Annotated in this window: 15 protein-coding genes and 1 pseudogene; 9 read left to right on the top strand and 7 right to left on the bottom strand. The window is 50.1% G+C overall.

Annotated features, from left to right (window positions below; all coding sequences use genetic code 11):
- Nucleotides 1-6 precede the first annotated feature (6 nt).
- From VFA_RS08350 to VFA_RS08330, 4 genes are all read left to right on the top strand, one after another.
- Nucleotides 7-627: an L-threonylcarbamoyladenylate synthase gene (locus VFA_RS08350; RefSeq protein ID WP_004726273.1), complete on the top strand. Its 621-nt coding sequence runs from the start codon at nt 7-9 to the stop codon at nt 625-627.
- 146 nt (nt 628-773) lie between these two features.
- Nucleotides 774-1,718, top strand: coding sequence for a 23S rRNA pseudouridine(2605) synthase RluB (gene rluB / locus VFA_RS08345; RefSeq protein ID WP_004726272.1), 945 nt, complete (start codon nt 774-776; stop codon nt 1,716-1,718).
- A 275-nt stretch (nt 1,719-1,993) separates the two neighbouring features.
- A complete protein-coding gene (locus VFA_RS08335; protein WP_038151267.1) occupies nt 1,994-2,380 on the top strand; it encodes a hypothetical protein in 387 nt (128 codons plus the stop codon).
- 2 nt (nt 2,381-2,382) lie between these two features.
- Entirely contained in the window at nt 2,383-3,246 is an 864-nt protein-coding gene (locus VFA_RS08330) for an SEC-C metal-binding domain-containing protein (protein ID WP_004726271.1), read from the top strand.
- 665 nt (nt 3,247-3,911) lie between these two features.
- On the opposite strand, the gene cydC is transcribed toward VFA_RS08330, so the two are convergent.
- The 3 genes from cydC to trxB form a co-directional block, all read right to left on the bottom strand.
- Nucleotides 3,912-5,633: a heme ABC transporter ATP-binding protein/permease CydC gene (cydC, locus tag VFA_RS08325; protein WP_004726270.1), complete on the bottom strand. Its 1,722-nt coding sequence runs from the start codon at nt 5,631-5,633 to the stop codon at nt 3,912-3,914.
- On the bottom strand, nt 5,626-7,413 hold the full coding sequence (gene cydD / locus VFA_RS08320; RefSeq protein WP_004726269.1) for a heme ABC transporter permease/ATP-binding protein CydD: 1,788 nt from the start codon (nt 7,411-7,413) through the stop codon (nt 5,626-5,628). The genes cydC and cydD overlap by 8 nt, the downstream gene beginning before the upstream one ends.
- 180 nt (nt 7,414-7,593) lie before the next feature.
- On the bottom strand, nt 7,594-8,553 hold the full coding sequence (trxB, locus tag VFA_RS08315) for a thioredoxin-disulfide reductase (RefSeq protein WP_038151265.1): 960 nt from the start codon (nt 8,551-8,553) through the stop codon (nt 7,594-7,596).
- Between the two features lie 297 nt (nt 8,554-8,850).
- On the opposite strand from trxB, the gene VFA_RS08310 reads away from it, so the two are divergent.
- From VFA_RS08310 to VFA_RS08295, 4 genes and pseudogenes are all read left to right on the top strand, one after another.
- Nucleotides 8,851-9,165 carry a DUF4144 family protein gene (locus tag VFA_RS08310; protein ID WP_004726267.1) on the top strand — a complete coding sequence of 105 codons (315 nt, stop codon included), beginning with the start codon at nt 8,851-8,853 and terminating at the stop codon, nt 9,163-9,165.
- Nucleotides 9,166-9,212: 47 nt separating this feature from the next.
- Nucleotides 9,213-9,614, top strand: a complete 402-nt coding sequence (locus VFA_RS08305) for an ACT domain-containing protein (RefSeq protein WP_004726266.1) — start codon at nt 9,213-9,215, stop codon at nt 9,612-9,614.
- A 447-nt stretch (nt 9,615-10,061) separates the two neighbouring features.
- On the top strand, nt 10,062-10,718 hold the full coding sequence (locus tag VFA_RS08300) for a 2OG-Fe dioxygenase family protein (RefSeq protein WP_004726265.1): 657 nt from the start codon (nt 10,062-10,064) through the stop codon (nt 10,716-10,718).
- Nucleotides 10,702-11,928 (top strand): annotated as a pseudogene (locus tag VFA_RS08295) (cysteine desulfurase-like protein). The gene VFA_RS08300 and the pseudogene VFA_RS08295 overlap by 17 nt, the downstream one beginning before the upstream one ends.
- 85 nt (nt 11,929-12,013) lie before the next feature.
- Here the strand turns inward: VFA_RS08295 and VFA_RS08290 are convergent.
- From VFA_RS08290 to soxR, 4 genes are all read right to left on the bottom strand, one after another.
- Entirely contained in the window at nt 12,014-12,841 is an 828-nt protein-coding gene (locus tag VFA_RS08290) for a DUF2797 domain-containing protein (RefSeq protein WP_004726264.1), read from the bottom strand.
- A 93-nt stretch (nt 12,842-12,934) separates the two neighbouring features.
- Nucleotides 12,935-13,741, bottom strand: coding sequence for a SanA/YdcF family protein (locus VFA_RS08285; protein ID WP_038151262.1), 807 nt, complete (start codon nt 13,739-13,741; stop codon nt 12,935-12,937).
- Nucleotides 13,714-14,037 (bottom strand): DUF3392 domain-containing protein, encoded by a 324-nt coding sequence (locus VFA_RS08280; RefSeq protein WP_038151260.1) that lies wholly within the window; start codon nt 14,035-14,037, stop codon nt 13,714-13,716. The genes VFA_RS08285 and VFA_RS08280 overlap by 28 nt, the downstream gene beginning before the upstream one ends.
- 324 nt (nt 14,038-14,361) lie before the next feature.
- Nucleotides 14,362-14,802, bottom strand: a complete 441-nt coding sequence (soxR, locus tag VFA_RS08275; RefSeq protein WP_004726261.1) for a redox-sensitive transcriptional activator SoxR — start codon at nt 14,800-14,802, stop codon at nt 14,362-14,364.
- Between the two features lie 114 nt (nt 14,803-14,916).
- On the opposite strand from soxR, the gene VFA_RS08270 reads away from it, so the two are divergent.
- Nucleotides 14,917-16,119, top strand: coding sequence for an MFS transporter (locus VFA_RS08270; RefSeq protein WP_004726260.1), 1,203 nt, complete (start codon nt 14,917-14,919; stop codon nt 16,117-16,119).
- Nucleotides 16,120-16,134 lie beyond the last annotated feature (15 nt).

Below are 16,134 nucleotides of genomic sequence, written 5' to 3'. Positions count from 1 at the left end.
ATGACAATGAGCCAGTTTTTTTATGTGCATCCTGAAAACCCGCAGGCGCGCTTGATCACCCAAGCGGTGGCTATCATTCGTAACGGTGGTGTGGTGGTTTACCCGACCGATTCCGGCTACGCGCTGGGCTGCCAATTGGAAAACAAACACGCGTTGGAGCGTATTTGCCAAATTCGACGTTTAGACGACAAGCACAACTTCACGTTGATGTGCCGCGATTTGTCTGAACTCTCGCTGTACGCGCGCGTGGATAACACCGCGTTTCGTTTGTTGAAGAACAACACGCCGGGGCCATACACCTTTATTTTTAAAGGGACCAAAGAAGTGCCGCGCCGTTTGATGAATGCAAAGCGTAAAACCATCGGTATTCGTGTGCCGAACAATCAAATTGCACTGGATTTATTGGAAGCGATGGGCGAACCGTTGATGTCGACGTCATTGATCTTGCCAGGCAACGAAACCACAGAATCGGATCCAGAAGAGATCCGCGACCGCCTAGAGCATGCGGTTGACGTGATTTTGAACGGGGGTTACTTGGGCGAGCAGCCAACGACCGTTGTCGATTTCAGTGACGATGAGATGCAAGTTGTTCGTTTTGGCGCCGGTGATCCAACCCCATTCCAATAATCCGGTTGCGGGAAAAGCCGCGTGGGTGAAAGCCCCTGATAAAACGGGTGCTTTTTGCGAGAGAATTTGCGATACTACGCGACCGCGATTTTGAGGTCGCATCTTGTTATTCGACGTCTGAGAAGACGACACAATTAGGTAGATAAATGAGCGAAAAGTTACAAAAGGTTTTAGCACGTGCTGGTCATGGTTCTCGTCGTGAGCTAGAAGCTCTGATTCGAGCTGGGCGCGTAAGTGTTAATGGCAAGGTAGCTGTACTGGGCGAACGCCTGGAAGATGAAAACGCCGTAGTGCGTATTGACGGACATGCTGTGTCTGCAAAAGCACAAGAAGAAGTCATTTGCCGCGTACTGGCGTACTACAAGCCAGAAGGTGAACTGTGTACTCGTCACGATCCTGAAGGTCGTCGTACAGTATTTGACCGTCTACCCAAGATTCGTGGTTCTCGCTGGATTTCGGTGGGTCGTCTGGATGCCAACACTTCAGGTCTGCTGCTGTTTACAACTGATGGTGAACTGGCGAACCGCCTGATGCACCCAAGCCGTCAAGTTGAACGTGAATACCTTGTGCGTGTCTTCGGTGATGTGACCGAAGATAAAATCCGCAATCTGGTTCGCGGTGTGCAACTGGAAGATGGTCTGGCTCGCTTTGAAGACGTAGTCTACGCAGGCGGTGAAGGCATGAACCATACGTTCTACGTGGTGATCAACGAAGGTCGTAACCGTGAAGTTCGTCGTCTGTGGGAATCGCAAGAAACCACAGTAAGCCGTCTGAAACGTGTGCGTTACGGTGACATCTTCCTCGATAAGAAACTGCCTCGTGGCGGTTGGATGGAACTGGACCTGAAAGATGTGAACTACCTGCGTGAGCTGGTTGAACTGAAGCCAGAGAAAACCACCATGCTGGACGTGTCAAAAGACAACACATCACGTAAACGTGAGCGTTCACGCAGCCAGAAAATCCGTCGTGCAGTGCGCCGTCACGAAGAACGTGTCACGGCTCCGGCTGGCCGCAGCGGTAGCTCTCGTCGCAAAGACGCAGCATCTCGCCAAAAAGCGGGCAATAACAGCTCGCCGCGTAAAGGTCGTTAATCTTTCGCCGCCAGAACGTATAAAAATCCCGGGCTTGTCCCGGGATTTTTTATGCCCGGAAAACGGCGTGAAATCGCAGCCCAAACAATGAGTAGCAAAAGAAAAGCAGCGATCACATCGGTACGCTGCCTTTCAAAAGTGTTTATGCCCCAAAGTTTGTCAGCAGAAGACTTGGGACACATTTCTTTTTTATTAATTGCCTTATTTTTTCTTATGCTACAAAGTATCTAACTATTTGTGAGACAATTCACTTCTAGACTTGAGGGATGATTTTTATGTACTTAGAAGTAAATATTGAAAATGGCTCGATAGCATCTGAAGCGGGGTTGTTTTGTAAATGGATTAACCAACATCAGCCATCAATTGAAGTAAAACTCCCTGCTAATCAGCCTAAGCTAAAACTTAACGACAGCTCCCTAATTCTGCCACTGGTGACGTTAATCAGTGAACCTGATTTATTAAATTACCTTAACCTTACGGTTGAGTATCTAAACTTCAAATTCCGTGGAGATTTAGCGACAGACAAGAATGAAGTTAGTGTCCGATGCCGTATCAAAGATAGTCAGACAGGTACTGAAAAACTTTTTGAATTCAAGGGTTCTGAGTCACTTTATAGAGAAAAGGTTAACAACTTTGATTTGAATGAATTCTTTAAGGATTAAATTTGCTTAGTTTATTTAACGAGTGGAACAATAGCATCGACACTGAGCATTATGCTTTAAAAATTATAAAGCTTATCGACTTGAATTTTTTTGAAGATGCCAGTGACACCGCTGAGCGTGCGATAACTGAACTTGAGTTACTCAAGCGTAATGTGCTTTTAGAAGATAAAAATAAAGTATATATCGAAACATGCTTGTTCAGAGCGTTAAAAAACATTTCTAGCTTCTGGAGTCTAGTCTTGCAGCACCGTTTCTATGACGCCTGGTGTAAATTGCAAGACTCTCTTGACGGTTTGAGGTTGATAAAGCGTTTTTATTACGGTCAATGCGACACAGTATCTTTTTTTGAGAAACAACTTTTATCCATTGAACAAGTCTACCCATACAAATTATTTTCAAGCATCGGTGCTGTCGTTGAACAATATGAGTGTAGTATATGTGGTAATGATATGGACTCTCTTGATTGCAAACATTTAAAGGGGGAATTGTATGACGGTGAGTTAGCATACGCTATCATAAGGAACTTCAAAGAGTTAGATCACGTTGCAATCGTTGAAAATCCAAGCGATAAACGTTGTGTGTTAAATCCAGACGATGGGCAGGCAGGAATGTCTGTTTTGAAAAATATCGTTGGGTATATCATCGAAAACAAGGTAAGTCCTTTAGGGTTCAAAAGCATACTTAGAATTGAGTTTGACAAACCAAATGAAAAATATATCGACTTATCTCCGAACGATCATTGTTTTTGTGGAAGTGGGATAAAGTTTAAAAAATGTTGTGTAAATAAACGAACGTTACGCCATGCCCACTTTGAGTTAATAGGTATAAAATCAAATCCATTGCTGTCTACAAAGAATCAGGTGTGATCATCTACCTCATAATTGGATGTTTTCTTAAGCACGTTTGGGAAATTACTTATATTGGATTAAAACAAATATGCCGTTCCTTTTCAGCCTGTAATTTTATTTGCAAATTGTTATTGTACGTTTGCCTTGCCGAAAATTATCCGAAAGAGTCAGCCTATATAAAACTAGGAACCATTTTACAGTTCGATTTATGTAAACGAATTTAGAAATATTGTGAGGCAGTGAATTTAGTCACTAGATTAGAGTTTTTCGATACCTAAGATAATCCGTTAAATACTAATTTAGAAGTATCGCTAACAAGATTCTATCCAGTGACGAGTTAGATTTGTACCTTACAAACAGGGAAAAATTCATGGATGAGTTTTTAGGTTTTCGGCGTCGGGAACGCCTAAAACCGTCCCGGCCGACGATCACGAAGCAAAAGGCACTTTCTGGATACTCTTTGTGCCAGCAAAGAGTATCTGGTGCGCTTTAACCAAAGCCACGTGGTTCGTTCAATCCAAAGCGCAACAAACCAAAGCAAAGCAAACCAAACTAAACCAGCAACGTATTCCATTAGATGGTCAAGACAACCCACTCGAAACTAGATTCCTCTCCCACACTAGACAAAGAAAAGCCCCGGGCCAAATGGCGACGGGGCTTTTGCTATCTTAATGATCATCACATCACAGTGTTTGATTGAGCTGGAAGTAGCGACCTTGCTGTGCCAACAGTGCTTGGTGGCTGCCGTGCTCGACGATTTCACCTTGCTCAATTAGGCAAACGGCATCCATCGTCTCCAGTTCGACTAGGCGGTGGGTAATGAAAATGACCGTCTTGTTCTCGAAATGGGATTGAAACAGCGCCATGATTTGTTGCTCAGTCTGTTTATCCAAACCTTCAGTTGGTTCATCTAGTAGCAGGATTGGGCCATCGTGTAGTAGGGCGCGGGCAATGCCAATACGGCGTTTTTCACCACCTGAAAGTTGGCGGCCACCGTCACCGAGCCATGTATCTAGCCCCGGCGCTTCGAGGAGCTTACCCAGACCCACGCGTTCTAGCATCGCGCTCAGTTCGCTGTCATCAGCATGAGGTTTTGCCATGCTGAGGTTGTCTCGCAGGCTGCCGTTGAGAATATCAACGCGCTGGCTCACCACACTGATTGCCGCACGCAGATCGCTCTCTTTCCACTCTTGCAGGCGCGTGCCCGCAATACGGATGTCGCCTTGTTGTGCATCCCAGTAGCGGCACAGCAGTTGAATTAGCGTCGATTTACCTGAACCCGTTTGGCCAACAATCGCCACTTTGTGGCCTGCTGGAACGGTCAGGCTGACGTCTTTCAAGGCTGGCTGTTCGCCGCCGCTGTAGTTGAACGTCAGGTGCTCAAAGGTGATATCAAATTGACCCGAATGACGTGTTTCTTCGCTAGGGAATTTTACATCCGGCTCAGAAAGGATGATCTCATTCAGGCGACGTGCTGAAGTCAGCGTTTGACCCAGATGTTGGAACGCGCCCGCGATTGGCATCAGCAGTTCAACACTGGCCATGGTGGCAAACACCACCAGAGCAATCATCGGATCTGGCGCTTGGCCATTGACGCCATCGGCCGCCAGCCACAGCATGAGCACCAAGGTCCAGCCGTTCGCGAGCAGAAGCAGGGCAGAGGCAAGGCCGGTAAAGCTTGCGTTAACTTTTTGGTTTGCCAGCAGTTTTTCCTGCGCCGCGTAAATCGCGTCACGATAGCGAGACTCCGCGCCAAAAATGGTCAGCTCGCTGTAGCCTTGCAGCCAGTCGAGTGTGGCAACGCGCATCTCGGCTTTGTGCTGTGTCAGCTCTGCGCCGTTGCGTTTCCCCAGCTTGTAGAACATCACCGGCCACACCAAGAGGAGTACCAGTAACACGCCACCGAGCGTCAAACCCAACGCCATATCAAACCAGCACAAGAGCGCCGTAAGCGCTGCAATGCCTAAGACGCCCACCGTCACTGGGCTAATGAGGCGCAGGTAAACGTGGTCCATCGCATCGATGTCTGCCACCAAACGGTTGAGCAGATCAGCATCGCGCAGGTTCGACACGCGGCCCGGAATCATCGGTGCCAGCTTTTCAAAGAAGAAGATACGCAGGTCGGTCAGCAGTTTGAACGTTGCGTTGTGGCTCACCACACGTTCGCCCCAACGACCAGCGGTACGCCCCATCGCAAAGCCGCGCACAAACGCGCCCGGCAACATGTAGTTGAATGTTTCACGGGCGATGCTTAGCCCGGCCACCGCTGCGGCAGACAAGAACCAGCCGGACAGCGTTAACAAACCAATCGAGGCGCACAGCGTGACAAACGCCAGCAGCATACCCAGCGTTAGGCCGAACCAATGCTTTTTATACAGTTTCAGATAAGGCAGTAAATCACGCATCGAGGTTCCCCTTATTGGCTTCTTGAAGGGCTTGGTTGGACGCTAACATGGTGGCAAACAAGCCCTCTTGTTGGCTGAGCGTGGCAAAATCGCCCGCTTGAACCAACTGACCCTCTTGCATCACCAAGATTTGATTCACAGACTTGAGTGGCAGCAGTTGGTGCGTCACCAGCAGCGCCGTCTTGTGCGTGATTTGTTGATTGAGGCCTTGCATTACCAGTTGTTCGCTGCGGGCATCCAAACTGGCGGTCGGTTCATCCAACAGCCAGAATTGGCCGTTTTGCAACATCGCGCGCGCCAGCGCAAGGCGCTGCGCCTGACCTACCGACAAACCGCCGGAGCGATCGCTGATTGGGTAATCCAGGCCATGCTTGCTGACAAACTCAGCTGCAAAGGAGCTGTCCAGGACTGCTTGTACTTGCGCATCCGCGATATTGGATTTACCCAGGGTGACGTTGTCACGAATGGTGCCGTGCACCAACAATGGGTTTTGTCCCACCCAACTGATCTGTTTGCGCCAGTGCGCATGATCCAGTTCACTCAGTTCGATGCCGTTCATGCTCAAGCTACCGCGGTAAGGCATGAAACCCAGAATGGCATTGATCAAACTGGTTTTGCCTGCGCCGCTTGGGCCGACCAGTGCGGTCGTCTGCTGGCTGTTCAGCGTAAAGGTCAGTGGGCCGACAAGGCGTTTGCCTTCTGGGCTGAACACTTCCAGATCGCGCGCAACAATTTCGACGCCTTGCATCTCCGGCAGGGTTTGTGAACCCGACTGCACCTGACTGACATCGATATTCAAAAACTCAACAATGCTTTCGGCAGCGCCGACGGCTTGCTGCTTCGCATGGTAGAAAGTGCCTAGATCGCGCAATGGCTGATAGAACTCAGGCGCAAGCACCAGCACAAAAATACCAGCAAATAGCGTGACACTGGCGCCATAGCCGCCGAAATTCAGTTCGCCGATAAAGCTAAAGCCGAAGTACACCGCGGTAATTGCAATCGAGATTGAAGTGAAAAATTCCAACACAGCAGATGACAAGAACGCAATGCGCAGGACATCCATGGTGCGTTTACGAAACACTTCGGATGCGCCTTTCATCTGCTCCGTTTCCGCACCGGTGCGGTCAAACAGACGAATGGTGGTCATCGATTGCAGGCGGTCGTAGAAGTGGCCGGATAAGCGTTGCAGCGCTTTGAAGTTTTTGCGCCCAGCATCAGCGGCTTTAATGCCGACTAAGGCCATGAAAAGCGGAACCAGCGGTGCAGTGATGAGGAAAATCAAACCCGCAGCCCAGTTGACCGGGAATACGACAATAAGAATGACAAACGGGATCAGCACTGAAAGCGACATTTGCGGCAGGTAACGCGCGAAGAAGTCGTGCATATTCTCGACCTGCTCCAGCGTCAATGTGGCCCATGCACCCGCTGGTTTGCCTTTGATGTAGGCTGGGCCTAGTGCGCGCAGTTTGTCGAAAATGAGCTGGCGAATGTAGATTCGAATTTGCTGACCGGCGCGAAAACCAGCCAGTTCACGGGCCCAAGAACAGCCTGCGCGAATGGCGATGGTGACCACCAATCCGATGAAATATGGGATCAGTTCGTGTTTGTCGACATGCTCAATAATGAGCTGATGCAGAATCGAGGCGAGAAGGGCGGCTTGGGCGAGTAGAAACACGCTTGATAACACACCGAGCCCTACAGCAAGCATCAGCCAACGCTTGGCGAGTTTGCTTTGCTGCTTGAGCCAAATATTCAAGCTACGTTGCTTTTTCTTATCCATGTTGAAGGCTTATTGAGAATTATTATGTTTTTGGAAAGGCGTTAGTATACAAAAGAAAACCCGGCGGATATACCGCCGGGTTTGTTGCTGTCTTGTCAAAAATGAAAAATAAACTTGTACGCGGCATGCTCGCAACGTTGCAAGTCTGTTGCTCACTGCATCATGTGGCAGTGGCGACGGTTATTTGTCATTCAGCGCATCAAGGAAACGTTCTGCGTCTAGCGCGGCCATACAACCCGTTCCCGCCGAAGTGATGGCTTGACGGTAGTTATGGTCCATCACATCACCCGCAGCGAAGATGCCTTCAATGCTGGTTTGTGTCGCGTTACCTTCCAAACCGGATTTCACGATGATATAGCCATCTTTCATGTCCAGTTGACCTTCGAAAATCGCGGTGTTTGGCTGGTGGCCGATGGCAATAAACACGCCCATCACGTCGAATTCTTCCGTCTCACCGGATTGGGTATCTTTCAGACGTACGCCCGTCACACCCATCTCGTCGCCCAGTACTTCGTCCAGAGTGCGATCGGTATGCAGGACGATGTTGCCGTTTTCAACTTTGTCCATCAGGCGGTTGATCAGAATCTTCTCGGCACGGAAGCTGTCACGACGGTGGATCAGGTGCACTTCAGCGGCAATGTTCGAGAGGTACAGCGCTTCTTCAACCGCGGTGTTACCGCCACCCACAACCGCAACTTTTTGATTGCGATAGAAGAAACCGTCACAGGTTGCACACGCAGAGACGCCGCGACCTTTGAATGCTTCTTCCGAGTCTAGGCCCAAGTATTTCGCTGAGGCACCGGTTGTGATGATCAGGGCATCACAGGTGTATTCGCCGCTGTCGCCTTTCAGGCGGTAAGGGCGCTGAGAAAAATCAACTTGGTTGATGTGATCAAACACGATTTCAGTTTCGAAACGCTCGGCGTGCTCTTTCATACGCTCCATCAGCGCAGGACCAGTCAGCCCTTCTGCATCACCCGGCCAGTTTTCCACTTCTGTGGTTGTGGTCAGCTGACCACCTTGTTGCATCCCTGTCACTAGAACAGGATTTAAGTTCGCGCGTGCTGCGTACACGGCGGCAGTGTAGCCAGCCGGGCCCGAACCTAGAATAAGAAGTTTGCAATGTTTAACGTCGCTCATGATTGCTCCACGTTCAATGTGCTCAGTAAATGGGATCGATTGTAGGGAATATAGTCGGGCAATTAAAGCCTAAACGCGCGCAGAAACTGTAATTATTCGTTATTAGTTAGAACTTAGCGTGTCAATAAATCCCTTTGAATATAAAGGAATTCATCTCCAATTCTTAGAATTGAACAAAGCGTCGCCGAAGTTTCGCGACAACGTGTTGGATTCCCACCACAAAAAGTTTGGGGTTGCGAAGGGTTTTCATTCAGGCGTATGTTATCGCTTTGCTTATCAATGTAGTTGGAAAGAATCATGGTGAATTGGCCTGCATTACTGAAACTCGATGGTGACGACGAACTGCTTTATCTCGCCTCCGAAATACAATTTCATCATGAGTGCGACGACATGATCTTGGGCGCTGCGGATCATGTGATTGACTGCCAAGGGCAGCGGTATCACATTCATCGTGCCGCCAATACGCTGACCTTGGTGGCGGATCATCAATGGTATAGCGCTGCCGAGGTGAGCCAACTGATTCAAGCGCATGAATTTGCCGCGGCGCAGGTGTGCGTAACGAAAATTTACTTCCCAACGGTCGAACAAGCGGTAAAAGCGATGGCGTTTTAGGCTTTCCCGCCGAGAAAGGACATCGCTTCAAACGGAGAGGAAACCCAATGACAGGCATGACCGAGTTACCAGTGTTGCTGCGCAGTATGCAGCCGGAACTGCACGATGAAGAGGTGGTGTTTTGCAGTGTCAGCGGCGACTTGCAAGATTATCTCGCGCTAACGCCGCTGGCGATGTTTCACGAGCGGGAAGGGCTGACGTTGGTGCTATCGAAAATCACAGCGCAAGCGCACGGCTTGGCGTTTGATGGCAGTTTTCAACAGATCACGCTGAATGTCCACTCAAGCCTAGAAGCGGTCGGCTTGACCGCTGCGGTGTCTGCTGCACTGGCGCAGCAGGGGATCAGCGCCAACGTGATTGCTGCTTATTACCATGACCACATTTTTGTGCCAACGCTGCGTGCCCATGATGCGTTCAACGCGTTGAAGGCTTTATCCAATGCGTCATGATCAGCACCCATAACGCCGTTCGGCCGTCTCTTTTCTCCTTATCTCACCCGGCGATCTGCCGGGTTTTCTTTGCCTGCGATGACGCGGGGTTGGTGATTTCAAGACGCTGGCATCGCGCTAGATTGGCAGCATGATTCACTACAATCTCTTTAGCCGAGATCAAGCCGTTTCTTTCCACGCTTAATGATAGGTGTTTCATATAATTGACTGATTTATATCGGTTATTTCATTTGCTAGTGAAACTGTTCAATTTTTGAATGCCTGCAATGTTAGATTTGGTCGTAACGACTAACAAATTACAAATTATTGGATATATATGTTGTTTATTTATATTTGTTGGATTTATTTATGGTGAAAATTTGATCTGACAAAATAATTGCGTATTCTGTGTGTAAATTATTTGTTAATAAAACTGATAATTAATGTGTCTTCATTAAGGAGTCGATGATGTTACACGCACACCAAAATACCCTACATATCACTCAACTGAGTCTTCAGGCGATCAACCAGCTCGCGCCGTCGTTTGTCGACCTGCCACACACGGAACACGCCGATGGCCAGTACCGTTTACGCCGCTACTCGGTGGTTCAATTTCAGGACGGAATTGTGCTGGAAACAGGCAAAAACGAATTCATGCAAACCGATCACTTCAACCATTTTCAGGGCAATGTCGTGCGTCAGTTTGAACCCATTTTAAAGTCGACGCTGCAAAGCGATGGCATGCGTGAACTGTGCAAGCTCTTCGTGGAAACCAACCGCCTACCAAACGGTCAGGAAATCGAAATTCATCAGATTCGTATCGCCACCGTGTTCGATGAAACGCAAGTGGCGCCGGAAGGGGTGCATCAGGATGGCTTTGATCACATCGCCATTGTGGGCATTGGCCGCCATAACATTGAGGGCGGTGAAATTCTGCTCTATCAAGATTGCCATGACGACCCGTTTTTCCGTAAAGCGCTGGGGAATGGGGAAGTGGCGATGTTGGCAGACAACCAGTTGTGGCATAACGCCCGTCCGATTCGCTCACTGAGCGGCAATGAACAAGGTTATATGGACTTGTTTGTCCTGACAGCAAAAGGCAATGCTCATGAGCTTCACTCCTGATCAAGCGCGCGCGCAGTTCTCCGCGCTCCATCAACGTGTTCACGATAAGCCGGTGGTGTTCCTCGACGGCCCGGGGGGATCGCAAGTGCCCCAATCAGTGCTGGAGAAAATGACCGCTTACTTGGGCCATTACAACGCCAACCTTGGCGGACACTATTTCTCCAGCCAGATCACCACGGATGTGATGCAGCAGGCGCGTGAACATGCGCAGGCGCTGTTGAATGCTTAGTCTTCCGGCAACATTATCTTCGGCGCGAACATGACCTCGCTGACGTTTTCGCTCAGCCGCGCAATCAGCCGTGATTGGCAGGTGGGCGATGAAGTGATCGTCACTGCGCTCGACCACTATTCCAATGTCTCGAGCTGGCAGCAAGCCGCCGAAGACAAAGGGGCGATGGTGCATCAGGCGCGTATTAATCCGGCCGATTGCACGCTGGATGAAGAGCATCTGATTTCACTCATCAATCCGAACACCAAGCTGGTGGCGCTCACTTACGCCTCCAACACCACGGGGTCGATCGTCAATGTGAAGCGCATCGTCGAAGCGGCGCATCAAGCGGGGGCGATAGTTTACGTGGATGCGGTGCATTACGCGCCACATCATCTGATTGATGTGCAGGAACTCGGGTGTGATTTTCTCGCGTGTTCGGCGTACAAATTCTTTGGCCCGCATGTGGGGATTGCCTACGTTTCATCGCAATGGCTGCATGCGCTCAAGCCTTATAAAGTTGAACCGGCGACCAATATTGGCCCGGGCCGTTTTGAAACCGGCACACAGAGTTTCGAAGGGCTGGCCGGCGTCATTGCGGCCATTGACTATCTCGCGCAGTGGGGTGAGGCGGGGCTGAGCCTGCGGGAGCGGCTGGAACAAAGCTTTGCCCAGTTCAATGAACATGAACAGACGCTGAGCAAACATTTCCTAACCAGACTCGCCGAGTTAAAAGGCGTCACACTTTATGGCCGTGACGATTATCAGAGCGAAAATCGCACGCCGACATTTGCCATTCGGTTGGATGATTTTCATCCCGAATTGGTCGCCAGAGCACTGGGTGAGCAGAACATCTGCGTCTGGAATGGTCATTTCTACGCGTTGGGGTTGGTTCGCCAACTGGATTTGGCTGACAAAGGTGGCGTGGTGCGTATTGGGTGCATGCACTACAACACCACGGAGGAAATAGATGCGCTGTTTGACGCGTTACAGCGTTTGTAATATCGCTCGATTTACCAACAAAAAAAGCCCGCGTGATGCGGGCTTTTTCTATGCGTTGGCGAGTGTATGCCGAGGCGTTCGACGTTTAGTCGGTGCTCACTTCCACTTCGTATGACGTGAACTTGCGAATGTTGATCACGCCGCTGTCGAGGATCAGGTACTGGCCTTTGATCCCTTGCAGTACACCTGTCACTTCCGGGTTTTTATCAAAGTTGTGCGAGGTGATTTTCTTCGGATGCACCTCGACTGGGTAGGCAAGCTGCGTGGTTTGCTCGCTCACTTCGATGACCGCATCGTCACCAAATTGTTGTTTGATCTCGGCAATTTTGTTGGCCAACAATGGTTTAAGCTCGGCCGCGCGTTCTTCCAATGACATCGGTTCGCCGTCGCCTTTGAGCAGTTCGCGCCAGTTGGTTTTGTCGGCGATGTGTTTGGCCAATTCCACTTCAACCAAGCCTGAGATCTGACGTGTCTTCACTTTGTAGATGGGCAAACCTTGAGTCGCGCCTTGGTCAATCCAACGGGTTGGAATTTGCGTGTGGCGGGTGATGCCCACTTTCAGGCTCGATGTGTTGGAGAGGTACACGTAGTGATCCACCATGCAGTGCGTTTGTGCCCAATCGGGTTCACGGCAGGTACCCTGATCAAAGTGGCAGGTTTCCGGCTTCATGATGCACATGTCGCAGCTGGCGAGTTTCTTCATGCACACAAAACAGTGGCCCTGTGAATAGCTCTTCTTGGTTTTCTTGCCGCATGAACAGCAATAGATATTGCCTGTATGTTTCAGCGTGATGGTGTGACCCATCAGTGGGTTGAGATCGATTTCGTCCTCACCGACTGGCAGTCGGTAAGCGACGGTTCCTTCCAAATTGGCGCGCATTTTATCCAGCACGCCTGTTGCGATGATCGACATGACATTACTCTATGGTTTTATTGTTTGGTGTGAGTTTAACAGAAAAGAAAAGCAGAAAGGGCGCCAAGCCGACCACATGGCGCTGTTTGTTGGTTATTCGTTCGTTGGTGTTGCAGCGGATTCATTGGGCGTCAGCGCATCGGAGTCGCTCACGCTGGCATCGGCAATCTCGGTTGATGAAGCCTTGTCGAAGATAATGGGTTCTTTCGGGCCAAGGAATTTCGGCTGAGTATCAAAGATATAGAGATCGAAAAACGCTTTGGTGCGTGCAAACACTTCGCGCAGGCGGACTTGAAAACCGGAATGGTTGGTCGGCCCTGGAACCGCGAGGCACGTGGCGTTGATGTCGTGATGATTGGCGATAAACAGCGCGCGCTCACAGTGGAAGCGTTGGGTGATGATCAGAAAATTATCGGTATCGAAAATCCGCTTGGCACGCACGATCGAATCGAGGGTGCGAAACCCTGCATAATCAAGATAGATCTGTTCGTTGGGAACGCCCGCTTTGAGCAAATCACGCTTCATCGTCCACGGTTCATTGTAAGAACGATGGGCGTTGTCTCCGCTGAGCAGAAAGCCATTGACCTTGCCTTGCTCAAATAGATCAATCGCGGCGTTGATGCGGTGAATGTAGTAATCATTCAGCGTGCGGCCAAGGTACTTACTGGTGCCCAGCACCACTGCAACTTGAAACTTTGGCACGTTGTAAATGTTGCTGATGATGTGATCTTGGGTTTGCCAGCTCACCCAACGATCAATGCCGTAAATGCCTGCGATGCAGGCAAGCAGCGTCAGTGACATTCGACGCAGCCAAAGCCCCAGCTTCAGACGTCGAAGCCGGGATTTCAGACGAGTGAACATCACTCTGAGATTTAGATTTGACGGTTTCTTTGCGCCCATAGGCCAATCACAATAAAGCTGATAAAAACAATACTAAACATCATGCCTTGCTCTAAATGGGAGAGTGTCCGAGTGAGGTAAGGGCTTGCTTTAATTATGATTAATCCGTAACCAAACGCATTGACCAAGATAAAGGCGATGGTGCGCAAAAGAAAATGTTGATCGCGCATTAAGCGACGCAGCAGCGCATTGATCTCTCCACCCAGCATCACCAGCAAACAGGCGATCAATGCAGTGGAAATTTCGCTGAGGTAAGGGGCGATGTAATGTCCCGCTGGGGCAAAAAAGCTCATCATATCCGTGATCTATCAGTAGAACGCCAACAAACGGCGTGAACGTGTCAGTGGCAAAAATAATAAGTGATATTGCGGTGAACTATCAAGCTCTTAACCGAAGACGAGGCAGAATGTTTTAAGGCGGTTCAGCCTTAACGTACGCTCATTGGGGGATGGTGACTGCTCAAAGGCGTTGAGGTTCCGGGCAGCGATGGCTTGTCTGCCCGCCATTGTGTCCGCATATGTGCCTATTTTCACGTGACAGGGTGAGGTGTTTTTATGAGCGCGGCGAGGCCCATCACTCAGCGTCCATCACTCGGCATGGCAGTGAGCATGGTGGTTATTTCACCACTCTTCTGGATGTGTCAGGCGTGTTTTTTCGCTAAAGGTCTGCGCTCGAATATCTTGCGGGTTGTAAATGGCGCAAGATTCCATCGACAAGCAGCCGCAGCCAATACAGCCGCCGAGATCGCTTTGCAGTGCTTTGAGCTGCGCAATGCGATGCTCCAGCATGGCGTTCCAGTTGGATGCCATCTGCTCCCATTCTTGTCGGCTAGGCGCTTGATGCTTGGGTAAATCCGCCAACGATTCGGCCACCTCGTCTAAGGTGAGTCCGACCATTTGCGCGGCTTTGATCACCGCAATCCGACGTAGCACATTGCGATGGTAACGACGCTGATTACCAGCATTACGCCAACTATGAATTAATCCTTTCTGCTCGTAAAAGTGTAGGGTGGATACCTTCACTCCTGCGCGTTGGGCCACTTCACCAACGGTCATTTCCATCGTCCGGACTCCTGCTCAGCGACGCTTTTCTGATGAATGATAAAAAAGCGCTTTACCTAAAGTTAACTTGAGGTATTACCGTAACATCAAGTTGGCTTGATATGGAATACTAATATGGAATGGAATAATAAAACTCGCACGCGCGCCTATCTGACCGGGCGCTTCTTTGACGGCATCTCTTCCGGGCTGTTTATGATGGCTCTGCCGTGGGCCATGCTGTCGACACCCAATATGGGCGCTTTTGTGGCGATGGTGGCGCTGGCATGTACCGCCGCGTCTTTTTTGCTGACGCCGTTTTTCTCGACCTTGATCGACCGATTTTCGCGCAAACGCTTACTGGTCTTGGTGCAATGGCTTCAGGCCAGTACCGCAGGGGTGGTGGCTTTGGTCTATTGGGCTGGGTATGAGTCGAATGGGCTGCTGGCAGTGGCGCAATTGCTGTTCTGGACGTCCAGTAACTTGGCTTGGGCGACCAACAACGCCTTTACGCAGGAGAATTTTCATCAGCACGAATATGCGGCGATATCCGGCAAGCAGGAAGTGATCATGCAGGGCACCACGCTGGGTTCTGGCGCGCTCGGTGTGGTGTTGCTGGAAATGTGGGGCATGTTTGAATTCGCCAGCTTTGCGGCCATCGCCTCGGCGATCGCGTGTGTCAGTTATCTGATGACGCCGTACCGCCGCCAGTTGCGCCACGCAACGTCGGTTTCGTTTATTGACCAGATGAAAGAGAGTCGGGAGATATTGACATTAAGACCCCAGTTTTATGCATTTTTAATGCTCTCGGCGCTGAGCTATCCCATCCTGACGTTTTTGACCAAGCTGGTGCCGATTTGGTTTTCCGAAACGGGGGTGTCGGGTGATTGGTTTGCCGGTTACAACATCGCTTTTGGCATGGGGTCATTGGTCACAGGGCTGCTCGTGAGCCGCCTGTTGGGGCTGAGTTCTCATCCCAATATGATGATCGGGGCCATGGGGCTTGCGGCCATCATGCTGGTGGGCATGAGTGTTGCGCCGACGCCACTCTGGTTACTGGTGTTTACCTTCTTCTTTGGCACATTTAACGCCTTGAATCGTATTGCTCGAACCAACTGGATGCATCACAGCATTCCTATCCACCAACGTGGTCGCGCAGATGGTGGGCTGCAAATGTTCGCAACTTTGGTGCAGAGTCTCAGCTATGTGTCGATTGCGTTGCTGAGTCACTATGGCCTGACTCAGTGGGGATTCTTCTTCGCCGCGGCGGTCATGGTGTTGGCAGTCTTGACCATGATGCGTTTAAACAAAACTCCAGATCTGGCGGTCACCGCAGCGTAATATCTTGTTCGCTAA

This window comes from Vibrio furnissii CIP 102972 (assembly GCF_000176175.1).
Lineage (GTDB): Bacteria > Pseudomonadota > Gammaproteobacteria > Enterobacterales > Vibrionaceae > Vibrio > Vibrio furnissii.
Note: the sequence above shows the minus strand (reverse complement) of the source record. Positions and strands in the feature narration are given on the sequence as shown.